This window comes from Actinobacillus suis ATCC 33415 (assembly GCF_000739435.1).
GTDB lineage: Bacteria > Pseudomonadota > Gammaproteobacteria > Enterobacterales > Pasteurellaceae > Actinobacillus > Actinobacillus suis.
Map to the genome: position 1 here is coordinate 2,106,274 of NZ_CP009159.1, position 23,426 is coordinate 2,129,699.

The following is a 23,426-nucleotide window of genomic DNA, read 5'->3' on the forward strand; positions in this document are numbered from 1 at the left end:
GTATGAGGAAAAAGGAGAATCTATGAAACTCTGGTATTCCACTACTAGCCCTTTTGTGCGTAAAGTGTTAGTCACATTAAAACACCAACAATTAGAAGCTAAAACCGAGCTGTTAAAAATTAACTCATCGGTCGATCCAAATTCACCACACAACCAAGACAATCCGCTTGGACGTGTACCCGCTCTACAACGTAATTGTGGAAACTGGTTGTTTGGTAGTCAGCTGATTTGCGAATACCTTGATCAAAAAGGCGACCAACCGAAATTATTCCCAGAAAGCGGTAAACCACGCTGGGCGGCATTAGCGTTACATAACCTTGCGGACGGTATTTTAGAAAACACCGTACCGATTATGGCGGAACGTTTACTTCGCCCTGAAAATGAATGGTGGACAAGTCGCCAAGAACAGTTAATGGATCGTAATATTCGCTCATTCCCACAGCTTGAAAAAGCGATTGAGCCATTCGGCACAGAACTAAATATCGGCACAATTACTGCAGTTTGCTTAATTGATTGGTTGCAATTCCGTGCCGAAAAACTCGGCTACGATCTTGCAAAACATCACCCAAATTTGACCGCTTGGGCGGAGCAGATGAATGATAAGTATGCAGTGTTGGCAGAGACAAAACCTAAGGTGTGATATTTTTTATATGACCTAATGTTTTGACGATTGTTTGAAATCATCGAGGAATGATAACTGTTCATTTTTTCAGTATAATGATTAAATTATATTACTTAAAAGGAGAACTTGTATGGATCAACAATTACAAACATTAAAATTATCGCTAGAAGCATTAGTGCAGCGTATTGATCAAGATAATATTGAGTATTGGTTTGCTCGCGATTTACAACCTTATTTGGGGTATAGCCGTTGGGAAAACTTTAAACTTACGATTTTAAGATCAATGGAGGCTTGTGAAACTAGTGGTTTCCCTGTGTCAGACCATTTTCGTGGCATCACGAAAATGGTTAAATTGGGTAGTGGTAGTCAGAGAAAAATTGAAGATTTTATGCTGACTCGTTACGCTTGTTATTTACTTGCATAAAATGGAGATCCTCGTAAGCCTGAGATCGCCTTTGCTCAGAGTTATTTTGCTGTACAGACTCGTAAGCAAGAAGTAATAGAAGAGCGAATGAAGTTGCAGGTTCGTATTGAAGCAAGAGATCGTTTGCGGGAATCTGAAAAAATACTTTCAAAAAACTTATATGAAAGAGGTGTTGATGATGCCGGCTTTGGTCGTATTCGTTCGAAGGGTGATCAGGCGTTATTTGGTGGTTTTACTACCAAAGCAATGAAAGAAAAATATGGGATTGTTCCTAATAGAGCATTAGTAGATTTTTTACCGACATTAACTATTGCAGCGAAAAATCTTGCAACAGAAATGACAAACCATAATACCTTGCAAGATGATTTACAAGGCGAAACGGCTATTTCTGATGAGCATGTGCAGAATAATAAAACTATTCGAGAAATGCTGGGGCAACGCGGAATAAAACCAGAAAGTTTACCGGCAGAACCCGATTTACAAAAACTTGAAAGAAAAGTGAAGTCTGAAGATAAGAAACTAGCGAAACACGTGAAAAGTTTACCTAAAGAGAACTAAAATTATTATGCAAATCCTTAACCCAATCCTTCCAGTAATGGAAGATATTTTAGGCAATCTTGCCGAGCTAAAAGCTTCAGGCAAAATTACCAATCAACAAATCGACACCGTTGAATTGCAATGGTATGAAAGTGAACGCAATATATTGCGTAAAACGTCGAAATCAGGACGTGAAGTGGCGTTTCGTTTGCTGAAAGAAGGGCAACGTTTGAAGCATGATGATGTAGTTTTTGTGAGCGAGAGCCTAGTGATTACGATTGAAATCGTGCCAAGCGAAGTGATTGTGCTTTCACCGAAAACCTTGCCTGAGATGGCTCGTGCTTGCTATGAAATCGGTAATAAACATTCGCCATTATTTTTAGATGGTGATGAAGTCACGCTGCCGTACGACAAACCGATGTTTGAATGGCTACAAGCGGCAGGATTTGAACCGAAAAAAGCAGAACGTCGTTTAAGCCAAGCATTGCGAGCGAATTCGGCACAAGGACACGGACATTCTCACGGTCATAGCCATGCGCACGATCATCACGGCTATCATCACCATGGAGACGGAAATTGGCACAAGCACTAGATTTCGCACGTATGGGGCAGTTAGGGGCGTTGTTACACTTAGTTGATCCTACGCTGCCAATCGGTGGTTTTAATCATTCCAACGGCTTGGAAACCTTTGTGCAACAAGGCAAAGTGAACAGTCGAGCAAGTCTTGAAGAGTATGTTCAAACCCAGCTAATGCAGAACTGGATTTACAATGACGGTGCGTATTTATCACTGGCATTTGATGCAATGGCAAACCACGATTTAGACCGCTTGTTGGCGTTAGATCAAGAGCTTGCCGCCAGCAAAATCGCTCGTGAGAGTCGTGAGGGCAGTTATAAATTAGGTGTACGATTGCTGAAGATTTTTATTCGTTATGAAAATCACCCATTACTGAGTGCCTTCCAACAAGCGCTCAGCGAAAAACGTTGTCAGGGCTATTTCCCAATTGTGTTTGCAATGGTGGCTCAAGCGATGAATCTAGATAAAGCCGAAACGCTCTATGCGTTCTACTACAATGCGGCAGTCGGAGCGGTGACTAATGGCGTGAAACTGGTGCCGTTAAGCCAAATGGACGGGCAAGATATTTTATTTGCGTTACGCACACTACTTGCGCAAGCGGTTGAAAATAGCCTAAATCCTGATCCCGAATGGCTCGGCGCAGCAACGCTGGCAAGCGATATTCGCTCAATGCAACACGAACAGCTTTATACAAGACTTTATATGTCTTAATTTGAATAATAGGAAAACCAATGCGTAAATATATCAAAATCGGGGTGGCAGGCCCTGTGGGAGCGGGGAAAACCGCATTAATCGAACGTTTAACTCGTGAAATTGCAAACCGTTATAGTGTGGCAGTAATCACCAATGACATCTATACGCAAGAAGATGCGGAGTTTTTAACTAAAAACAGTTTGCTTCCACCTGAACGCATTATGGGGGTGGAAACCGGCGGTTGCCCGCATACGGCGATTCGTGAAGACGCTTCAATGAACCTTGAAGCGGTAGACGAAATGGTCGCTCGTTTCCCGGAAGTGGAATTAATTTTCATTGAATCGGGTGGCGATAACCTTTCGGCAACGTTCAGCCCGGATTTGGCAGACGTGACGATTTTCGTGATTGACGTAGCACAAGGCGAGAAAATTCCACGTAAAGGCGGGCCGGGTATCACGCGTTCAGACCTGTTAGTGATTAATAAAACTGACTTAGCACCGTTTGTGGGGGCGGATTTAAGCGTAATGGAACGTGATGCTCGCTGTATGCGTAACGGTCAGCCGTTTATTTTCACCAACCTAATGAAAAACGAAAACCTTGATGGTGTGATCGGTTGGATCGAAAAATATGCGTTGTTAAAAAATATTGAAGATCCGGCGTCTTTAGTTCGTTAAATACTATAACCCTCGCCCCTTGCGGGAGAGGGACGGATTTTTCTTCGTACAGAAGAAAAATCAGGGAGAGGGTAAGCGGTGAGAATATCGTAACATTTTGCAAATTTCCCCTCTCTCTGCAAAAAATTGCCTAACGCAATTTTTCGCTGTCTCTCTCCCACGAGGGGCGAGAGTGAGCAATAAAATGCAAAGCAAACTTTTACTTTCAACAAAACTTACCTCACAAGGCAAAACGCAGCTTGATCAATACTTTGTGTCGCCACCGTTTAAGGTGATGACCTTGCCGAATTTGGATTCGCATTGGCGCAATGCTTTGAATGCGATGCAGATGTCGTCATCGCCGGGATTACTGGCGGGCGATCAGCTGGATATAGAGATGACTTTGGCGGAGGGTTCTGCGCTTTCGTTGAACACGCAGGCATTTACTCGCGTGCAATCAATGAATGATGGCGATTATGCCACGCAAAAAACGTGCATAAAATTGGGCAAAAATAGCCGCTTATTTTATCTTCCGCATCCGTTGGTGCTGCATAAAGACAGCGGATTTAAGCAAACCACAGAAATTGAGATGGGGGAGCAGTCCGAGCTAATTTATGGAGAGATTGTGGCGATTGGGCGTGTGCTAAACGGCGAGCGATTTGCTTTCCGTCATTTTGCGTCCTATTTGCGGATTTCTCACCAAAATCGACCGCTTGTTACCGACCGTATTCAATGGCTGCCGGCAAAAATGGCATTGACCTCATTGAGCCAAATGGAAGATTTTTCGCATCAAGGTTCATTAACCTACATCAATTTGGCAAAAAATGCCTTAGAAATTAAGGCGATTGTGAGCGAGTTACAAACCTTGATTGCCGAGCAAAAAGAGATGTCGGTGGGGGTATCCCAGTTAAATGACGGCGGATTAATGATTCGAGTGCTTGCACATCGAGCGGATATCATTCAACATTTATTTGAGCGGATTGGGCAAGTTTTAAAAGCTCAGTCCAATATTGTTTAATTTAGGAGAGCAATTATGATCGCAGTTTATGCAGTATGCCATGTAAAAGCGGATAAAACCGCAGAATTTGAAGCATTGGCACAAAACTTAATTCGTGCTTCACTTAACGACCAAGGTTGTATTTCTTATGGTTGTGGTGCGGTGCAAGGTCAGCCGAATGTGTATACTTTTGTGGAACAATGGCAATCGCAACAAGATTTGGCGTTGCATACTCAGCAAGCGCATTTTATTGATGCAGGCGCTAAATTTGCCGAGTTATTAAGTCAGCCGATAGAGATTAATATCGTAGATTTACTTTAATTTGAAACAAGCGGTCGTATTTTCACAAGAATTTACGACCGTTTGTTTTTTTAATGATAGGTAAATTTGATTGGCAAGTCGGGTAACTTATTGCTAATTTGGCGAACAGCTAAGCACTTAGTGCGCTAAGTGTATTTACCCTCAATCTTATTGGAGAAGAAACCCTATGGATTTCAGCAAAATTTTAAATCAAGTGCTAAGCGTTGCACAGGAATCAGCAAAAAATGCGATGAACGGCAATACCACCACCGATAAAGTCGCCAAAATCGGTGGCGGAGCGGCGGCAATCGGCATTCTTTCGATGATCTTCGGTCGTAACGGCGGTTCTAGCTTAGCGAAATTAGGGTCATTGGCGGCAATCGGTAGTCTTGCTTATCAGGCTTACCAAAAATATCAGCAAAACCAAACGCAAGCCGCTCCGGTGAGTGAAGAAAATTTTGCGGTGACAGAACAAAATGCTCAAGCAAGTAGCCAAGTTATTTTACAAGCGATGATTGCAGCCGCTGCTTCTGACGGTGCGATTTCTAACGAAGAAAGACAAGCCATTTTAGGCGAAGCGGGACAAGATCCGGAAATCCAACAATGGATTGAACAGGCGATGTATCAACCGGCGACTGTACAACAAATTGCCGCACAAGTCGGTAACAACCCAGCATTAGCGGCGCAAGTTTATTTAGCCGCTCGAGTGGTATGTGCTGATCTAGCTCGTAAAGAAATTGTTTTCCTTGCCGACCTTGCCGAAGCACTCGGTTTAGACGATGCGTTAGTAGAGCAATTAGAACAACAAGCAGGCTTCTAATCCAAGTAGCGGTCGTATTTTGTAAAAATTTTGCGACCGTTTTTTATTGTAAATCAACAACAGTATAAAGCTCGGTTGATTCAAACTCGCTTTAGTATTAGAGTAACAAAGTGATTAACTTATAATTTATAGGGGTTTTTATGAAATCAGATAAACCGGTTGAATGTGTGGGTTGTAATACTTTTGATGTTGGCTCAATCATTGATAACAGTGAACGAGATGCAAAATTTGCAAAAGTATATGAAACACAAGCGGATGCGGAACAAGCACTTGTGAAATTAACCCAAAAAGCTCGTGACACGGAAAGCGAACCGTGTGAAATCACCAGCGAAATTAAAGCGGTAGAAGGTGGTTTTTTACTGGATGCGAATTTCCGTTTTAGTTGCCAAGCGGAAGTGGTAATTTTCCAATTAGGTACACGTGCAATCTAAATTGTAGTTATTTGAAAAGCGGTTGGATTTTGCTGAAAATTTGCAAAAAATGAGCAAAATCCAACCGCTTTTGTTTTCGGAGAAATTTATGAACCCTTGGGTTTTATTGGGCTTTGCGATTGTCATTGAAGTGATTGGCAGTAATTGCATCAAGGCAAGCGAAGGTTTTAGCAAACCGCTACCGACCGTAGTGGCAATTGGCGCTTTTGTGATAGCGCTATATTTATTATCGGTGATTACCAAAACATTGCCGATTGGTATTGTGTATGCGGTATGGTCTGGAGTCGGTATCGTACTGACCGCCATTGTGGCGTATTTCGCTTTCGGACAAAAACCGGATTTGGTAGGTTTTATCGGTATGGGAATGATTATTGCCGGCGTGTTGGTGATTAACCTGTTCTCAAAAGCATCCGCTTAATTTGTGAATGAGATACAAACGGTTGATTTTTGCAAGAGTTTTGCAAATTTTTCTTTAAAATCAACCGCTTGTTTTCGATTAAGGCTGCTCACCTGCTAATGCACGAGGGAATAAATTATTATTTTCCAAATCTACGTGCGCATCTAAATCAGCGGCAAATTCTTGTAAGCCTTGATATAGATTACGCCAAGATGTGCAAGCACCTTCTGGCGGAGTAAAGTTATTGGTCAGTTTTTGCATTGCTTCGACATCATTACCTGCTTCATCGTGTTCGGCTTCCATCACGGAAATCGGTGCCGCCGCCATTTTTCCTCTGCCGGCTTTAATCAATGGGAACAGAATTTGTTCTTCCTTCATCATATGATTCACTAAATCCGCATAAACTTTACGAATAAGTTCCGCTAAACCTTTCGGGCAATGAGCACTATCTGCGTGAACGGATTCCACTTTTTCCGCCAATTCAATCAGGATCGGTAATTGGTTGCGATGTGTATCGTGAAAACGAGGGATAATAAAATCAATGATTTCGCCAAGCGGTACGACATGCCAATCTTTATCGGTTAAAACAGACATCGTAAACTCCTAATAATATAGTTGATTAAATTAGTAGGAATTATAAATTTGGAAGTTTAGTGGCTCTATAATCAAGACGGGGTAGCAATTAGACTTAAATCAAAAAGCGGTTATTTTTCGCAACTTTTTCGGTATTATGTAGCTGTTGCACAAAATTATTGATAAATGAAACGTAGGGGCGAACCGATGTGTTCGCCCAAGAAAAACCAATAAGAAATGGTGTTTATCAAGGGCGGACACATCGGTCCGCCCCTACAAACTGATTTGTGCATTTGCTACATAATACTGAACTTTTTGCAAAAAATAACCACTTGTTAGGAATGGATTAGCGATTTAACCACGCCATATATTCTTTAGTGCCTTCGGCTACGGTTTTGAATGTACCTGTATAGCCTGCCGCACGAAGTTTTGTTAAATCCGCTTGGGTGAAGGTTTGGTAGCGAGATTTTAAGTGATCCGGGAATGGGATTTTTTCGATTTCACCTTTGCCGTGGAAGTCGATCACCGCTTGTGCTACCGCTTGGAACGACTCCGCTTTGCCGGTACCAAGGTTATAGATCCCTGAAATACCGTTTTGCCACGCCCAAATATTTACTTTCGCCACGTCTTCCACATACACGAAATCACGTAAGAAAGTTTCTGAACCTTCAAATAATTTCGGGTTTTCGCCTTTCAGCATTTGATTGTTTAAGTGGAACGCCACGCTTGCCATTGAGCCTTTGTGTTGTTCACGCGGGCCGTACACGTTGAAATATTTAAAACCGCATACCGGCGAATCCGCTTCCGGTAAAACTTGGCGTACATATTCGTCAAATAGGAATTTTGAGTAACCGTAAGCATTGAGCGGTTGTTCAAATTTACGCTCTTCAATAAAGTTATCCGAACGGCCGCCGTAAGTTGCCGCACTTGATGCGTAGAAGAACGGAATTTGGCGATCTAAACAGAAATGTAATAACTCTTTTGAATATTCGTAGTTATTGTGCATTAAGTATTTGCCGTCCCATTCGGTAGTTGCCGAGCAAGCACCTTCGTGGAATACCGCATCAATATCGCCGAAATCATCGCCGGCAATGATAGAAGCGATAAAATCTTCTTTATCACAATAATCCGCAATATCTAAATCTACTAAATTTACGAATTTTTCGCCGTTTTTTAAGTTATCTACAACAAGAATATCTTTTCTGCCGATTTCATTTAATGCTTTGACGATATTGCTACCGATCATACCAAAGCCGCCTGTTACGATAATCATAGCTTTTTCCTTTTTGAAATTAAAAACGGGGATATTATCGGTGGATTAGGGCGGATTTGCAAATTTTGCAGCAAATTAGACCGCTTGCTAGCAAACAAAGAAAAAGCGAGACAATGCTCGCTTTTCTTAATGGGTAGGATTATTTTGCACGCTCAATTTGTTTTTTGAGTTTTTGCATTTTTTCTTTAATGCGTTGGCGTTTAAGTGCAGAAATGTGATCCACGAACAGTACGCCGTTGAGGTGGTCGATTTCGTGTTGGATACAGATAGCGAATAAGCCATCCGCATCGTAAATCACTTCTTCGCCTTTACGGTTTAACGCTTTTACCTTCACTTTTTCTTTACGTGGCACTAACGCACGATGACCGGGGATCGATAAACAGCCTTCTTCGATACCGGTTTCGCCGCATGATTCTAAAATCTCCGGGTTAATCAGTACCACTTGGTTAGTTTTATCGCCTTCAATATCAATGGTAATAACACGTTTTAATACGCCCACTTGCGGTGCGGCAAGACCGATACCTTCGTGTTCGTACATCGTGTCAAACATATCATCGATGAACTGATTTAATTCATCGTCCACCTGTGCGACAGGCTCACACACTTTTGCTAACCCTTCATCCGGGTAAAGTACAACTTCTAAAACTGACATTTTTTGTGATCTCAATCGAAAAATAAAAAATTATAAATTGGTTAATTAACTCGTTTTCTTATGATTGGCTATTTTGTGAAAAACATAGCCAAATAAGACGAACGTCCGACTAAATTACCTGTTTAATTGCGGTTTGTCTATGTTTCCTTTCAATAATCCATAATTAATTTGGGGAACTTATTAATGTCACAGACTGATTTACTGAAATTATTACAAATCCCGCAATTGGGGGCGCAGCGAATTGCTCGCCTGTTATCCGAAGTAGATTTCGCCCAATTTTGCCAATATGACAAGCGCCAATTACAACAAATCGGTTGGAACGAAAAACAAATTCAACGCTGGTTCAATCCGGAAAAGCGTTGGATTGAGAGTGCATTGGCGTGGGCGGAGCAACCGAATCAACGTTTATTGACCTTATTTGATGAGGAATATCCGTTTTTATTACGGCAAATTAGCACCGCACCGCCGGTGTTATTTGTGCGAGGTTCGATAAGTAGTTTGAGCTTACCGCAAATTGCGATTGTCGGTAGCCGAGATTTTTCCGCCTACGGAGAATACTGGGCGGGCTATTTTAGCGAGCAACTGATTAAACATCATTTGGCGGTAACCAGCGGACTCGCGATCGGTATAGACGGCTTTTGTCATCAGCGAGCGGTAGCGGAACAGGGTATTACGATTGCTGTGTTGGGCAGCGGTTTAGATCAAGTGTATCCGGCAAGACATAAAAAATTGGCGGAACAGATTGTCGAAAGCGGTGGGGCGTTAGTATCGGAATTTTTTCCGAATCACCCGCCGCTTGCCGAGAATTTCCCGCGTCGTAATCGAATTATCAGCGGCTTATCACTCGGTACATTAGTGGTGGAAGCCACGGTGAATAGCGGTTCACTGATTACCGCGCGCTATGCGTTGGAACAAGGGCGAGAAGTTTTTGCGCTCCCCAATTCGGTACAAAATCCGTATGCACAAGGCTGTCATAAACTGATCAAAGAAGGGGCGGTCTTAACCGAAACGATAGAGGATATTTTACAAGCGATTCAATATCAACTGCCGGATCAGCCTCGGCAACAGGCGTTATTTGAAACGGAACAAGCGGTCGAAAAAACACAATTTTTTGCAAAAGCCAATATGCCAAATAAGGTAAATCATTTTGCAAAAAAATTGCCGGAAATGACCGCTTGTCAGCAACAAATTGTGGAACATATCGGTCTTAATCCGATTTCGATTGATGATTTAGCGAAAGCGACCGCATTGGAGGTGGAAACGCTATTAGTTGAGTTACTGGGTTTGGAATTATTAAGTGTGATTAAGCAGGTGAGTGGCGGTTATGTCAGACAATAAAAAACGGCATCTGTGGATGCCGTTTAGTTCAAAAGAAGGGAAATTTATTTTTTCGCTTGCAGTACACGACGAGCGAAAATAATACAGCCGATCACAAAAAGCACTAAGCCGAGTAATTCCGCCATACCGCCCCAGTTCTCGAGATTTAGCGCTAACGGCGCATCGGAACCGCCGGAGGTTACCGAACCTGCGATCACAAAGGCTAATAGTACGCCGACTAAACTTTCACCAACGATTAAACCGGCTGCGAAAAGTGTGCCGTAGCGTTCCGCTTTTTTGCTTGCCGCTTCAACATCTTTACCGTTACGTTTTGCATGGCGTTGGATATGACGATTAACTAACCAAGAAAGTAATGCGCCGATAATTAACGGTACGTTTACCACCGGCGGTAAGTAAATACCAATACCCACCGCTAAAGTCGGTAAACCTAAACGACCTGCGCTGGCTTTTTTCAGTAATGTATCCACGATAATTAAGCAAATACCGAAAGCAACACCGACTAAAATGTAAGTCCATTCAAGGCTGTTTGAGAAAATACCGTTCGAAATGGTCATCATAATGGTAGCTTGCGGTGCAGAAAGTGCTTGTGCCGCATCCATTCCTTCACGCGGCATTGCACCTGCAAAACCGTATGCGTGGTAAAGGATTTCCAATACCGGTGTAATGACGAACGCACCTACGATACAACCGATAATTAACGCAAACTGTTGACGCCATGGCGTTGCTTTCACTAAATAACCGGTTTTTAAATCTTGTAGGTTATCGTTTGAAATAGTCGAAACACAGAATACGATTGATGCGGTGAAAATAGTTAATGCCGTGAGGAAACGTTGTCCATCCGCATTTTCCATTAAACCGATCGTATTACCCACCACCATCAGAACCAGCGAAATAATCACGATTGAGATGATACCGATACCTGAAATCGGGCTTGATGATGAACCCACCAAACCAGCCATATAACCGGATGCCGCTGCAACTAAGAAGCCGACTACCACCGCCAGAACCGTACAAAGTACAACTAATAAGAACGCTAATTCCATCGGTAAACCGACCGGTTGTAAGAAGCTGACTAATGCAATAATGATTAACGCCACGCTAGCCAATACGGTATAAATCATCGTTTTCGGTGACAGATCTTGTGCGGTTCGTTCCACGTTTTGTAATGTCGGATCTTTTAACGCACGGAAAGCTTGTGACATACCTTGCAGCATCGGTTTAAACAATACGAGTAATGTCCAAATTGCCGCAATACCGATAGTTCCTACCCCGATAAAGCGAACTTTACTTTTCCATAAACCCATCGCAAAGCTAACCATATCTGCATCGGCCGGCATTGGTGTAGTCGCAGTGAAATAAGGGACTGCCACACCCCATGTAAAGATTGTACCGACTAACATTGCGATACCACCCATCATACCAACTAAATAGCCGGCACCGAGTAATGCAAAAGAGAAGCCCATTGGTAATTGGAAGATCGCATTACCGCCTTTAAACCAGTAGCTTGTACCGTCAGCAACCACACGTAAACCGTTAGTCAGGAAGCTCACTAATGCAGCCAAGAGACCGCCTGATACGATTTCTTTTACGCCGCTGTCTTTGCTATCTGCCTCATCACCGGCTTTTAGAATTTCTGCCGCGGCAACACCTTCCGGATAAGGAAGATCACTTTTCACTACCATTACATTACGTAATGGAACCGTGAAGATAACCCCTAAAATCCCACCGGAAATACAGATAAGTAAGGTTTGCCAAAACGGGAAGTTTTGCCAATAGCCCATCATTAATAATGCAGGGATAACAAAAATAACAGAAGAAAGCGTACCCGCAGATGATGCTTGAGTTTGTACCATATTGTTTTCAAGAATATTTGAACCCTTGAACATTTTAAGTACAGCCATTGAGATAACCGCAGCAGGAATCGATGATGCAAACGTCATCCCAACTTTCAGTCCTAAATAAACATTAGAAGCGGTAAACACCACTGTGATCAGCGCCCCTAAAATCATGCCCCGTAAGGTTAGCTCACGTAGAGCAGTAGGATTATGCATAAGTCCTCCAATATAAATAAAACAACATATTATAGGAAAACCAACAAATATAGATAATTATTCAGCCTATTTTGCGCGCATTCCAACGATTATTTACACAAATTTGTGATATAGCGCAAAAAATAGAGCCGATTTTATTAAATCGGCTCTAAATGAAAGAATGCGTAATTGCATTAAAATGCAATTTTTGCAAAATTTTATGAAAATTTGACCGCTTGTTATTCTGTATCGGTCACCGGTTTTTTGGCAAAATAGTTATAAGCGACTAATAGTACAAATAATCCAACAATAATAGCGGTAATCATATCTTTATTAAATACTTGTGCCATATAACCTAACACGATACCGACACCACCGAAATCTGCATCCGAGAAGGTGGTATTAGCAAAGCCTAATGAACCGAGAACAGGTAATAAGAACACCGGTAAGAAGGTGATTAATACACCGTGTGCGAATGCACCGATAATCGCACCGCGGCGACCACCGGTTGCATTACCGAACACGCCTGCGGTGGCACCGCAGAAGAAGTGTGGCACTACACCCGGTAAAATCAATACCCAATTTAATTGTCCTAATACGGCTAAACTGATGACCCCACCGGCAAAGCTGGCTAAGAAACCGATTAATACCGCATTCGGTGCATAAGGAAAAACAATCGGGCAGTCCAACGCCGGTTTTGCATCCGGTACCAGTTTTTCAGAGAAGCCGGTAAATGCCGGGACGATCTCCGCTAAAATTAAACGTACCCCTTGTAGAATCACATAGACACCGGCAGCAAAGGTAATTGCTTGAATCGTTGCATACACCAAATAGTGTTGTCCGCCACTGAGGGTTGAAACATATTCGCTACCGGAGGCGATTGCTAATACGTAGTAGATCACCATCATGGTGAGTGAGATTGAAATCGAACTATCACGTAAGAAGCTGAGATTTTTCGGCAAGTCCATTTCTTCGGTAGATTTTGAGCCTTTTCCGACCGCTTGCCCGATTGCACCGGCTAAGACATAACCTAATGTACCGAAGTGACCGAAGCCGACATCATTACTACCGGTTACCTTACGCATATAACGATGTGCAATTGCCGGGAAGAACGCCATAATTAAGCCTAAGGTTAATGCACCGACAAATACCAATTGTACGCCCTCAAAACCGGCTACGGTCAGAATCACGCCAATCATACATGCCATATAAAAAGTGTGGTGACCGGTTAAGAAGATAAATTTCAGACGGGTAAAGCGTGCAACGATAATATTCGCAACCATACCGAACGCCATAATCAGTGCGGTAGCAGTTCCGTATTTTTCGATTGCCATGGATACAATTGCTTCATTATTCGGAATAATACCCTGTACATTAAATGCGTGTTCAAACATACCGCCTAACGGTGTTAATGAACTGAGTAACACGGTTGCACCGCCGCTTAGCACTAAGAAGCCGAGAATTGTTTTTACCGTACCTTTGATAATATCGGGTAACGCTTTTTTCTGAGCGACTAAGCCGACTAAAGCGATTAATCCGACTAAAACGGACGGCACTTTCAATATATCTAAAATGAAAAAGAGAATTGAGTCCATAACTCACCTCACGCACGATTAAAATAAGCGGTTAATTTTTCTTCAAATTCATTCACGCTAATAATATTTTTAACGACAATAATTTTGTCTTCGGCAATGTTACTGCTGCTTGCAATATCTTTCGCCATCACAAATACATCCGCATCAGCCGGCGTCACAGAGGCCAAATCGGTATGTCCGACTTCTGCTTCAACCCCAATTTTGGCTAAGGCTTTTTTGATGTTCATTTCCATCATAAAACTGCTGCCGATACCATGACCACAAACTGCCATAATTTTCATGTTTGCCTCCATTTAAGAAAAATTGTTGATAACTTCGGCGAATTCGAAGTGGGATTGACTATAAAATAGAAAGATTACCCGCTGCAATGAGCAAAAACGAAAAATGTGAACTGGCTAACATTTATTCTGATAAGAAATTGAAAGCTATTGTGTTGTTTTGTTCGAACGAATCCTTTGCAAATTATTTTGAAATAAAAATTTTGGATAAATTTGCATAAAAGATCGTGGCAAGTAAGGCTAAAAATGTTAGAATCTAACGATTTTCAAAATAATTGTTCTCTTTTTCACAACATTTAGGTTTTATATGGCTACTGAGATTAAAAAGAAAACCCCTGAACAGATCGAAGAAAAGGGCGTTAAAAGTAAGGGTGTAAATGGTGCACTATGGTTTGTTGCTATTGCATTACTTGCTGTAGCTGCGATTGGTAATGCGTATTTCGCATCGCATTTTTCATTAGTTGTACGCGTATTATTACTTGTCGTATTAGTGGTAGGCGCTATTGTACTTGCAGCAATGACTAACCAAGGTCAAAAAGCGATTGGCTTTATTACAGAATCTCGCACAGAGCTTAGAAAAATTATTTGGCCAACTCGCCCGGAAGCGACTCAAACTACGTTAATTGTGCTCGCAATGTGTGTAGTGGTGTCATTAGTATTATGGGGTATCGACTCTATTATCGTTACATTGATTACGTTTTTAACAAATTTAAGGTTCTAAGATGAGCGAAGTAGAAAATACAGAAGTAACAAAAATGCGTTGGTATGTATTACAAGCATTTTCAGGTTTTGAAAACCGTGTTGCAGTAACATTGCGTGAATATATCAAATTACACCAAATGGAAGATCAGTTCGGCGAAGTATTAGTGCCGACTGAAGAAGTAGTTGAAAACGTAGGCGGTAAACGTCGCCGTACCGAACGTAAATTCTTCCCTGGTTACGTGTTAGTACAAATGGAAATGAATGACGACACATGGCATTTAGTAAAAAGCGTGCCGCGTGTAATGGGCTTTATCGGCGGTACTGCGGATAAACCGGCACCGATTTCTAAACGTGAAGCGGATCGTATTTTAAATCGTGTTCAAGAAACGGCGGAAAAACCACGTCATCGTAACGAATATCAACCGGGTGAAAACGTTCGCGTAACTGAAGGTCCGTTTGCAGACTTTACCGGTACGGTTGAAGAAGTGGATTACGAAAAAGGTCGCTTAAAAGTGTCTGTATCTATCTTCGGACGTGCAACACCGGTTGAACTTGAGTTCGGCCAGGTAGAAAAACAATCGTAATTGTTTTTGTACAGAATCTAGCTGAAAGCAAGCGGTTTGTTTTTACGTAATTTTTGCAAAAAAATTTAAAAAAATGACCGCTTGTTTCATTCTGTACTGTATCTTTTATGGTACGTATGAATTTTTCAGCAATAAAATTTTATTATTCCAAATAGTTTTGCTTGAAAAATGATCGCAATTTATTTAGAATAATCAGTCTATACGAGTTGGCTTGCTAACTCGTTTTTTGTGTAACAGGGGAGCCGATTTTCGGCGTTATTACCCACTTAGAGGAAACTTAAAAATGGCAAAAAAAGTCCAAGCATACGTTAAGTTGCAAGTTGCAGCTGGTATGGCTAACCCTTCACCACCAGTTGGTCCTGCATTAGGTCAACAAGGTGTTAACATCATGGAATTCTGTAAAGCATTCAACGCTCGTACTGAGAGCTTAGAAAAAGGTTTACCAATCCCTGTTGTTATCACAGTTTACGCAGACCGTTCATTCACTTTCGTAACTAAAACTCCACCGGCAGCAGTATTACTTAAAAAAGCTGTAGGTATCAAATCTGGTTCAGGTAAACCGAACAAAGATAAAGTGGGTACAGTAACTCAAGAGCAATTACGTCAAATCGCTGAAACTAAAGCAGCTGATATGACTGGTGCTACTATCGAAACTAAAATGAAATCAATCGCTGGTACAGCTCGCTCAATGGGCTTAATCGTAGAGGAATAATACAATGGCTAAATTGACTAAAAAAATGAAAGCAATTAAAGCTGGCGTAGATTCTACTAAAGCTTACGAAATCAACGAAGCGATCGCAGTTTTAAAACAATTCGCAACAGCTAAATTCGTTGAAAGCGTAGACGTAGCGGTGAACTTAGGTATCGACCCTCGTAAATCAGACCAAAACGTACGTGGTGCAACAGTATTACCACACGGTACAGGTCGTACAGCTCGCGTAGCAGTATTCACACAAGGCGCGAACGCAGAAGCAGCTAAAGCAGCAGGTGCTGATTTAGTAGGTATGGAAGATTTAGCAGAGCAAATCAAGAAAGGCGAAATGAACTTTGATGTTGTTATCGCTTCTCCAGATGCAATGCGTGTTGTAGGTCAATTAGGTCAAGTATTAGGTCCACGCGGCTTAATGCCAAACCCGAAAGTTGGTACTGTAACTCCAAACGTTGCTGAAGCAGTTAAAAATGCTAAATCAGGTCAGATCCGTTACCGTAACGACAAAAATGGTATTATCCATACAACGATCGGTAAAGCAGACTTCGCACCTGAACAATTAAAAGATAACTTAGTTGCGTTATTAGCGGCGTTAAACAAAGCTAAACCAACAACAGCTAAAGGTATCTTCATCAAGAAAGTAAGCATCTCTACAACTATGGGTGCTGGTGTTGCTGTTGATCAAGCATCACTTTAATTTTTGATTAAAATAAAGACCGTATAGGGTAAAATCTATGCGGTCTTTTTTTCGTTTTAAGGAAAATAATGCTAAAATTTTGGATTGTAATCTTTACACTATTTTTGACCGCTTGTACGAGTCTGCCCTCAGTTAAAACATTACCGACTCAAACGAAAAATATTCGGCTATTTAAAGTAGAAAGTAGGGGGCAAGCAAATTTATTATCAGTACAGTTTGAAGCCAACCAATGGCGTTGGGTACAAACTGACCCGCTAGGTTCGCCTAAAGCGAGAGTAGTATTAGATAAAAATGGCTGGAAAAATGATGGATTTATCATGCCGAATCAGCAAGCTAAACAGCTTTTTACGGCGATTGCAGTTGCACTTAATCCTAATAATCCGCCCTTTGAGCTAAATAAAAACTGGCGGATTGAGCAAAATGGTATGCATTTTAATATTATGCTTCCTGATGGCTCGGAATGGAAAGTGGATGAACTATAATAACTAAATACGGATAGAAAGAAGGACATGATGAAATTATTCTTATCTCGCCCTGCAATGATAAGTGCCTTAGGAGATGACCTCAATACTCACTTAGATGTGTTGCTTAACAATAAACCATCACCTCTTGCAGCTACAGATATACCTTATTCTGCGCATGGTATTATTGGTCAAGAGAAAATGCTGGGCGAAGTAAAGGAGACACTACGTGAATTTCCTGTTGATTTACCTGCAGAACATCGCAGCCGCAATAATCAACTGTTATGGCATGTATTGGCACAAATCGAACCGCAAATTGAGCAAGTAATTACTCGCTTCGGTAAGCAACGTGTTGCGGTGGTTATGGGAACTTCAACCACCGGCGTAGATGAGAATATTCCAGTTTTCCAATATGCAGCGGAACATAACGATTGGTCCGGTAAACCATTCTGGCAGCAGCAACAATATTTTTCCGCTCCAGCAGACTTTGTTGCCTACCAATATGGTGTGCAAAGTGCGAGTTATGGCATCTCAACCGCTTGTACTTCAGGAGCAAGAGCATTGATTTCTGCGGCTCGCTTATTAAAAGCCAATCTTTGTGATGCGGTGATTTGTGGTGGCGTAGATACGTTATCTCCATTGACCATTAGCGGTTTTAGCTCATTGGAGGTCCTTTCGGATCAGCGCACCAATCCGCTTTCTGCTAATCGTAATGGCATTAATATCGGTGAAGCGGCTACGGCATTTATTATGACCAGAGAAGCCATTGATGAACATCGAATTGAGCTACTTGGCTATGGTGCAAGTAGTGATGCTTATCATATGTCTAGCCCACATCCTGAAGGTATTGGTGCGATTTCTGCTTTTGAAAATGCGTTAAAATCAGCCGCACTTTTAGCAAATCAAATAGGCTGGATTAACTTGCATGGCACGGGGACGGTACATAATGATCAAATGGAAACGCTTGCGGTTGCAAAAGTTTTTGGAAATCATACCGCTTGTACCACAACTAAGCCTTACACCGGACACACGCTTGGTGCAGCAGGTGCATTAGAAGCTGCCATTTTATGGGCGGTGATTAGCCGAACCTATAACCCGCAAGGTATTTTACCTCCACAACTTTGGGACGGTATGCGAGATGAAAGTTTGCCTGAAATTCTCATTACCGATGAACATAGCCGCTGGCTACCAGGCAGACGCCTTGGTGCGAGCAGTTCCTTCGCATTTGGCGGCAATAATGCAGTGCTGATTTTAGGAGAAAGTGAATAATGGACTTTACACTGCCGATTGAAAATGTTGCGCCATTAGTGCCACAAAGTGGTGAGATGGTACTCATCGATCGTGTTACCGACTTTGGTGAAGACTTCTTAACTGGCGAAGCAGAAATTCGCTCAAACCATATCTTACTCAAAGCGGGAAAACTGCAAACTTTTGCTGGCATTGAAATTATGGCACAGGGGATTGCCGCGTGGGCGGGAATTCAAGCGAGAAAACGCAACGAACCGGTAAGATTAGGTTACTTGTTAGGCACGAGAAAGCTTTATATTACGCAACCTGAGATTGCAGTTGGTAGTCAATTAATGATTGAAATTAAAATGTCTATTCAAGATGCAACGGGTTTTGGTGTCTTTGATTGTCGTCTTATCGACAAAGTAACTCATCAAACATTACTGTCAGGCGCATTAAATGTGTTCAGCCCAAAAGACGGCAAAATTCAGAAATAAAGTTGATACGATAAATTTAACATAGTGGTGGGTCCTGTGCCCGCTCGAATAGAAACAGAATTTTATGGGCGGGCACAGGACCCACCCCTACGGAAATAGAAATGTCAGATAAAACAGTCCTTATTACTGGTTCAAGCCGTGGCATTGGTAAAGCGATTGCATTGAAATTAGCACAGTCAGGTTTTGATATTGTGGTGCATTGTCGTTCACGTATTGAGGAAGCAGAAGCTGTGGCGGAGGCAGTGCAAAAGTGCGGTCAAAATGCACGAATTTTACAATTCGATGTGAGTAATCGTGAAGAATGCCGAGCAAAATTGGAAGCGGATGTTGAAGCAAACGGAGCTTACTACGGTGTGGTATTAAACGCAGGTTTAACCCGTGATAATGCGTTCCCAGCATTAAGTGATGATGATTGGGATAGCGTACTTCGCACCAATTTAGACGGTTTTTATAATGTCCTTCATCCTGTGATGATGCCAATGATCCGCCGTCGCAAAGCGGGACGAATTGTTTGTATTACTTCTGTGTCTGGTATTATCGGCAACCGTGGACAAGTAAACTACAGCGCCTCAAAGGCGGGTTTAATCGGTGCGGCAAAAGCGTTAGCTGTGGAATTAGCGAAACGCAAAATTACCGTAAACTGCGTGGCTCCAGGCTTAATTGACACAGAAATTTTGGATGAAAATCTACCGCTTGAACAAATTCTCAAAGCGATCCCAATGGAGCGAATGGGCAACCCAGAGGAAGTTGCGCACACTGTAGATTTCCTAATGGACGAAAAAGCGTCTTACATCACCCGCCAAGTGATTGGGGTGAATGGTGGATTGTGTTAGAAACGAAATAATGTGAATTGTAGGGATGGGTCCTGTGCCCGTCCGAAAAAATGGAAATATTATGCAAACAAAACGAGTAGTTATCACCGGCATTGGTGCAGTCACCGCTTTTGGGCGAACCTGGTCTGAAATCAAAGCGGCTTTTCAGCGCAAAGAAAATGCCGTGCAGAATATGGGGTGGCGGGATAAATATCCTGAATTGGAAGCTCAATTAGGTGCACCTGTGCCAAATTATGCACCACCAAGTCATTGGAATCGTAAGCAACTTCGCAGTATGGGGCGTGTTTCACAGTTATGTGTAGATGCTGCCGAACAGGCTTTAACAAATGCAGGTTTGCTAAAAGATGGAGAAATTTCACCGCTTGTTCTTAATGGCAACATGGGGGTTGCAAGTGGTTCTAGCACTGGTTCAACCGCAGATGTGCGAGATATGGCAGAGCTGTTGATGACTGGTAAGTCAGACACTTTCAACGCCAGCACCTATGTTCGAGCGATGCCTCACACCACAGCGGCAAATATCGGTATTTTCTTCGGGTTGCAAGGGCGAATTATTCCCACTTCAAGTGCTTGCTCGTCAGGTTCACAGGGCATTGGCTATGCTTATGAAGCAATTAAATACGGCATGATTCCAATGATGTTAGCAGGTGGTGGGGAAGAGTTTTGTCCGTCTGAAGTATATGTTTTCGACAGCCTTTATGCGGCAAGTCGTAACAACAATAATCCGAAAGGCACGCCACGTCCTTATGATAAAGAGCGTGATGGTTTAGTCATTGGCGAAGGGGCGGGTATTTTCGTATTAGAAGAACTAGAACACGCTCTAGCACGTGGTGCAAACATTATTGCAGAGGTAGTGGGTTACGGTGCAAATAGCGATGGTAGCCATGTGACTCAGCCACAAGCTAGTACGATGCAACGCTGTATGGAAATCGCCTTAAAAGACGCAGGTATTGAGCCTTCACAAATCGGCTATGTAAACGGACACGGCACAGCAACAGAAAAAGGCGACATTGCTGAAACCCAAGCTACCTCAGCCGTATTTGGCACCCGAGTAGCGATTAGCTCGCAAAAAAGTTACCTTGGGCATACGCTTGGTGCGTGTGGTGCATTAGAAAGTTGGTTCAGCATTGAAATGATGCGAGACGGTTGGTTTGCCCCAACGCTCAATCTGGAAAATGTGGACGAACGCTGTGGCGATTTAGATTATATTCGTGGCGATGGCAAAACCATTCAAACCGATTATGTGATGAACAACAACTTTGCTTTTGGTGGAGTGAATACTTCCCTTATTTTTAAACGTTGGACAGGGTGCTAATGACGAAAAAAATTCTTTTAGTCAGTTATTCGCAAACAGGGCAACTTACTCGCTTGGCGGAAAGTTTTGTAAAACCATTGCAAAATCAACCGTACTTTTCCGTTGAACATTGCCAACTTCAACCGCAAACCGCTTACGGCTTTCCGTGGCGGTTTCTGCCGTTTTTTAATACCTTTCCTGAAACGGTACATTTACAACCAGCCCCCATTCAGCCAGTACAATTTGCCAGTGAAAAGTACGACTTAGTCATCATCGCTTACACGGTCTGGTTTCTCTCGCCAAGCCAACCGATTACCGCTTTTTTACAATCGGATTCGGCGAAAAAAATTCTGCAAGACACCCCTGTGATCACGCTGATTGGTTGCCGTAATATGTGGCTACAAGCTCAAGATAAAATGAAAAGACTACTCGCTGATTGCGGGGCAAATTTGGTTGGTAACGTAGTGAAAGTCGATCAATCAAACGACTGGGCAAGTTTTATTACCACGCCACTTTGGATGCTGACGGGCAAGAAAAAAGTGGGGAATTTACCGAGTGCAGGGATTGCGGAAAGTGAAATCCAAGATGCTTCTCGCTTTGGTGAAAAACTTTTGCAAACTTTTAATGAAAATCGACCGCTTGATCAGACCATTTTCCAAGGAATGGGTGCAGTGAAAATTGATGAAAAATTGATGATGAGCGAAAAAGTGGGGGCAAGAAGTTTCCATATTTGGGGCAAATTGCTGATAAAGTGCAGTCAAATTTCCCCAAGTTTACGCAAGTTTATTTTATGTTTTTATATTGTGTTTCTAGTGGCAATGATTTTAACGGTTGTACCAATTTCAGCAGTGATAAAACGTTTACTTAAACCATTGTTACAAAAGAAATTGGATGAGCAGAAAAAATATTATGCGCAACCTTCTGGAGAATAATACGTAGGGGCAGGTCCTGTGCCTGCCCGAAAGATATTTGATAAAACGGACGGGCACAGAACCCGTCCCTACAATGAATTCGAATAAAATGCAAAACGTCTATATCAATAAAATTTCTGCTTTCTTACCTAATGCTCCCGTTTCAAACGATGAAATGGAGACTGTACTTGGTATGGTGGGGGAAACACCGTCTCGAGTGCGTAAAATGATCCTACGTTCTAATGGTATTCAGCAACGTTATTATGCGATTGCTCCGAAAACTCGCCAAGCGACACACACTAGCACTGAACTTGCGGTGCAAGCGGTCAAAAATTTAGGAATTTCTGCAAATGCGTTTACCAGTCTTGCGGTAGGTACGTCTTACCCAGACCAAATTTTACCGGGACAAGGCGTGATGGTACACGGCTTGCTTGAAAATGCGCCGCCGATGGAAGTGATGTCGATGTCGGGTGTATGTGCGGCTGGAATGGCGGCAATGAAACACGCTTTCAATGCGGTTCGCACTGGCGAGCATCAATGTGCGGTGGCGGTAGCGTCTGAATGTGCCTCTGCGATTATGCGTAGCGAAAATTTCAAGGCGGAAGCAGACAGCAAATTACTTGAAAATGCGAGACCAGAAATCGGTTTTGAAAAAGATTTCTTGCGTTGGATGTTATCGGACGGTGCAGGGGCGGTGGCACTTTCCAATCAACCGAATGAAAAAGGGTTAAGTTTTAAAATCGACTGGATCGAACTGGTTTCTTTCGCCAATGAAATGCCTGTGTGTATGTACGCAGGTGGCGATGTGCAAGATGGTAAATTTGTGAGCTGGAAATCGGTTTCGCAAGCGGAGCGTGACGCACAAAGTTTTATGGCAATTAAGCAAGATGTGAAATTGCTGAATGAAAATATCGTGCGTTGCACCGTAGAAAATGCACTTAAGCGATTGATTTCAAAATATAATTTGCAAGCGGAAAATATTGACTATTTCTTACCGCACTATTCGTCAGGTTTCTTCCGTGATCGCTTGCTAGACGGCTTACGCAATATCAATTTTGAAATTCCGCAAGAAAAATGGTTCACCAACTTGACTTATTGCGGTAACACAGGTTCGGCTTCGATTTACATTATTTTGGAAGAATTTTCCCGCACTTTCCCACTTAAATCAGGGCAGAAGGTGCTGTGCTATGTGCCGGAGAGTGGACGATTTTCAAGTTGTTTTATGTTGTTAGAAGTGATAACGAAATAAATGATTTGTAGGGGCGTGTCCTGTGCCCGCCCGAATATCAACGAGAGTTTACGGGCGGGCACAGGACCCGCCCCTA

The 23,426-nt window shown here is 42.4% G+C and carries 29 protein-coding genes; 23 read left to right on the plus strand and 6 right to left on the minus strand.

Annotated features, from left to right (window positions below):
• Nucleotides 1–22: 22 nt before the first annotated feature.
• From ASU1_RS09750 to ASU1_RS09795, 11 genes are all read left to right on the plus strand, one after another.
• Nucleotides 23–640, plus strand: a complete 618-nt coding sequence (locus tag ASU1_RS09750; protein WP_015674202.1) for a glutathione S-transferase — start codon at nucleotides 23–25, stop codon at nucleotides 638–640.
• Between the two features lie 112 nt (nucleotides 641–752).
• On the plus strand, nucleotides 753–1,046 hold the full coding sequence (locus ASU1_RS11990) for a BRO family protein (RefSeq protein ID WP_197696918.1): 294 nt from the start codon (nucleotides 753–755) through the stop codon (nucleotides 1,044–1,046).
• Between the two features lie 87 nt (nucleotides 1,047–1,133).
• Nucleotides 1,134–1,604 (plus strand): hypothetical protein, encoded by a 471-nt coding sequence (locus tag ASU1_RS11995; protein WP_197696919.1) that lies wholly within the window; start codon nucleotides 1,134–1,136, stop codon nucleotides 1,602–1,604.
• A 7-nt stretch (nucleotides 1,605–1,611) separates the two neighbouring features.
• Nucleotides 1,612–2,175, plus strand: coding sequence for an urease accessory protein UreE (gene ureE / locus ASU1_RS09760; RefSeq protein ID WP_015674203.1), 564 nt, complete (start codon nucleotides 1,612–1,614; stop codon nucleotides 2,173–2,175).
• A gap of 11 nt (nucleotides 2,176–2,186) precedes the next feature.
• Nucleotides 2,187–2,870 (plus strand): urease accessory protein UreF, encoded by a 684-nt coding sequence (locus tag ASU1_RS09765; protein WP_162472411.1) that lies wholly within the window; start codon nucleotides 2,187–2,189, stop codon nucleotides 2,868–2,870.
• Nucleotides 2,871–2,890: 20 nt separating this feature from the next.
• Nucleotides 2,891–3,526: an urease accessory protein UreG gene (gene ureG / locus ASU1_RS09770; RefSeq protein ID WP_015674205.1), complete on the plus strand. Its 636-nt coding sequence runs from the start codon at nucleotides 2,891–2,893 to the stop codon at nucleotides 3,524–3,526.
• A gap of 184 nt (nucleotides 3,527–3,710) precedes the next feature.
• Nucleotides 3,711–4,523 carry an urease accessory protein UreD gene (locus ASU1_RS09775; protein WP_015674206.1) on the plus strand — a complete coding sequence of 271 codons (813 nt, stop codon included), beginning with the start codon at nucleotides 3,711–3,713 and terminating at the stop codon, nucleotides 4,521–4,523.
• A gap of 15 nt (nucleotides 4,524–4,538) precedes the next feature.
• Entirely contained in the window at nucleotides 4,539–4,823 is a 285-nt protein-coding gene (locus ASU1_RS09780) for a putative quinol monooxygenase (RefSeq protein WP_039195515.1), read from the plus strand.
• Nucleotides 4,824–4,989: 166 nt separating this feature from the next.
• A complete protein-coding gene (locus ASU1_RS09785) occupies nucleotides 4,990–5,622 on the plus strand; it encodes a tellurite resistance TerB family protein (protein ID WP_015674208.1) in 633 nt (210 codons plus the stop codon).
• Between the two features lie 140 nt (nucleotides 5,623–5,762).
• Complete coding sequence (locus tag ASU1_RS09790; protein ID WP_005621765.1) at nucleotides 5,763–6,053, plus strand: YfcZ/YiiS family protein; 291 nt, start codon at nucleotides 5,763–5,765, stop codon at nucleotides 6,051–6,053.
• 88 nt (nucleotides 6,054–6,141) lie between these two features.
• Nucleotides 6,142–6,471: a DMT family transporter gene (locus ASU1_RS09795; RefSeq protein ID WP_015674209.1), complete on the plus strand. Its 330-nt coding sequence runs from the start codon at nucleotides 6,142–6,144 to the stop codon at nucleotides 6,469–6,471.
• A 78-nt stretch (nucleotides 6,472–6,549) separates the two neighbouring features.
• Here ASU1_RS09795 and ASU1_RS09800 read toward each other — a convergent pair whose 3' ends face one another.
• From ASU1_RS09800 to def, 3 genes are all read right to left on the minus strand, one after another.
• The gene (locus ASU1_RS09800) at nucleotides 6,550–7,044 is read right to left on the minus strand and encodes a hemerythrin domain-containing protein (protein ID WP_015674210.1); all 495 of its coding nucleotides are present in this window, start codon (nucleotides 7,042–7,044) and stop codon (nucleotides 6,550–6,552) included.
• 325 nt (nucleotides 7,045–7,369) lie between these two features.
• Entirely contained in the window at nucleotides 7,370–8,296 is a 927-nt protein-coding gene (gene rfaD, locus ASU1_RS09805; protein ID WP_015674211.1) for an ADP-glyceromanno-heptose 6-epimerase, read from the minus strand.
• 139 nt (nucleotides 8,297–8,435) lie between these two features.
• Entirely contained in the window at nucleotides 8,436–8,948 is a 513-nt protein-coding gene (def, locus tag ASU1_RS09810) for a peptide deformylase (RefSeq protein WP_039195517.1), read from the minus strand.
• 183 nt (nucleotides 8,949–9,131) lie between these two features.
• Between def and dprA the strand changes: the two genes are divergently transcribed.
• On the plus strand, nucleotides 9,132–10,286 hold the full coding sequence (gene dprA, locus ASU1_RS09815) for a DNA-processing protein DprA (protein ID WP_015674213.1): 1,155 nt from the start codon (nucleotides 9,132–9,134) through the stop codon (nucleotides 10,284–10,286).
• Nucleotides 10,287–10,330: 44 nt separating this feature from the next.
• Here the strand turns inward: dprA and ASU1_RS09820 are convergent, their stop codons facing one another.
• The 3 genes from ASU1_RS09820 to ASU1_RS09830 form a co-directional block, all read right to left on the minus strand.
• Complete coding sequence (locus ASU1_RS09820) at nucleotides 10,331–12,337, minus strand: OPT family oligopeptide transporter (RefSeq protein ID WP_015674214.1); 2,007 nt, start codon at nucleotides 12,335–12,337, stop codon at nucleotides 10,331–10,333.
• Nucleotides 12,338–12,555: 218 nt separating this feature from the next.
• On the minus strand, nucleotides 12,556–13,911 hold the full coding sequence (locus tag ASU1_RS09825) for a PTS ascorbate transporter subunit IIC (RefSeq protein ID WP_015674215.1): 1,356 nt from the start codon (nucleotides 13,909–13,911) through the stop codon (nucleotides 12,556–12,558).
• An 8-nt stretch (nucleotides 13,912–13,919) separates the two neighbouring features.
• Complete coding sequence (locus ASU1_RS09830; RefSeq protein WP_015674216.1) at nucleotides 13,920–14,192, minus strand: PTS sugar transporter subunit IIB; 273 nt, start codon at nucleotides 14,190–14,192, stop codon at nucleotides 13,920–13,922.
• A 304-nt stretch (nucleotides 14,193–14,496) separates the two neighbouring features.
• Between ASU1_RS09830 and secE the strand changes: the two genes are divergently transcribed.
• The 11 genes from secE (at nucleotide 14,497) to ASU1_RS09885 (ending at nucleotide 23,350) form a co-directional block, all read left to right on the plus strand.
• The gene (secE, locus tag ASU1_RS09835) at nucleotides 14,497–14,910 is read left to right on the plus strand and encodes a preprotein translocase subunit SecE (RefSeq protein WP_039195520.1); all 414 of its coding nucleotides are present in this window, start codon (nucleotides 14,497–14,499) and stop codon (nucleotides 14,908–14,910) included.
• A 1-nt stretch (nucleotide 14,911) separates the two neighbouring features.
• Nucleotides 14,912–15,475 carry a transcription termination/antitermination protein NusG gene (gene nusG / locus ASU1_RS09840; protein WP_015674218.1) on the plus strand — a complete coding sequence of 188 codons (564 nt, stop codon included), beginning with the start codon at nucleotides 14,912–14,914 and terminating at the stop codon, nucleotides 15,473–15,475.
• Between the two features lie 283 nt (nucleotides 15,476–15,758).
• Nucleotides 15,759–16,187: a 50S ribosomal protein L11 gene (gene rplK / locus ASU1_RS09845; RefSeq protein ID WP_005599211.1), complete on the plus strand. Its 429-nt coding sequence runs from the start codon at nucleotides 15,759–15,761 to the stop codon at nucleotides 16,185–16,187.
• 4 nt (nucleotides 16,188–16,191) lie between these two features.
• Nucleotides 16,192–16,881 carry a 50S ribosomal protein L1 gene (gene rplA, locus ASU1_RS09850; RefSeq protein WP_005599212.1) on the plus strand — a complete coding sequence of 230 codons (690 nt, stop codon included), beginning with the start codon at nucleotides 16,192–16,194 and terminating at the stop codon, nucleotides 16,879–16,881.
• Between the two features lie 68 nt (nucleotides 16,882–16,949).
• Nucleotides 16,950–17,363 (plus strand): hypothetical protein, encoded by a 414-nt coding sequence (locus ASU1_RS09855; RefSeq protein ID WP_015674219.1) that lies wholly within the window; start codon nucleotides 16,950–16,952, stop codon nucleotides 17,361–17,363.
• A gap of 27 nt (nucleotides 17,364–17,390) precedes the next feature.
• Nucleotides 17,391–18,611, plus strand: a complete 1,221-nt coding sequence (locus ASU1_RS09860; protein WP_039195523.1) for a beta-ketoacyl-ACP synthase — start codon at nucleotides 17,391–17,393, stop codon at nucleotides 18,609–18,611.
• The gene (locus tag ASU1_RS09865; RefSeq protein ID WP_039195525.1) at nucleotides 18,608–19,066 is read left to right on the plus strand and encodes a hotdog family protein; all 459 of its coding nucleotides are present in this window, start codon (nucleotides 18,608–18,610) and stop codon (nucleotides 19,064–19,066) included. The genes ASU1_RS09860 and ASU1_RS09865 overlap by 4 nt, the downstream gene beginning before the upstream one ends.
• Nucleotides 19,067–19,167: 101 nt before the next feature.
• Complete coding sequence (fabG, locus tag ASU1_RS09870; RefSeq protein ID WP_015674222.1) at nucleotides 19,168–19,899, plus strand: 3-oxoacyl-ACP reductase FabG; 732 nt, start codon at nucleotides 19,168–19,170, stop codon at nucleotides 19,897–19,899.
• A 61-nt stretch (nucleotides 19,900–19,960) separates the two neighbouring features.
• The gene (locus ASU1_RS09875) at nucleotides 19,961–21,211 is read left to right on the plus strand and encodes a beta-ketoacyl-ACP synthase (RefSeq protein ID WP_015674223.1); all 1,251 of its coding nucleotides are present in this window, start codon (nucleotides 19,961–19,963) and stop codon (nucleotides 21,209–21,211) included.
• The gene (locus ASU1_RS09880; protein ID WP_039195527.1) at nucleotides 21,211–22,122 is read left to right on the plus strand and encodes a hypothetical protein; all 912 of its coding nucleotides are present in this window, start codon (nucleotides 21,211–21,213) and stop codon (nucleotides 22,120–22,122) included. The genes ASU1_RS09875 and ASU1_RS09880 overlap by 1 nt, the downstream gene beginning before the upstream one ends.
• 73 nt (nucleotides 22,123–22,195) lie before the next feature.
• Nucleotides 22,196–23,350, plus strand: coding sequence for a beta-ketoacyl-ACP synthase III (locus tag ASU1_RS09885; RefSeq protein WP_039195530.1), 1,155 nt, complete (start codon nucleotides 22,196–22,198; stop codon nucleotides 23,348–23,350).
• Nucleotides 23,351–23,426 lie beyond the last annotated feature (76 nt).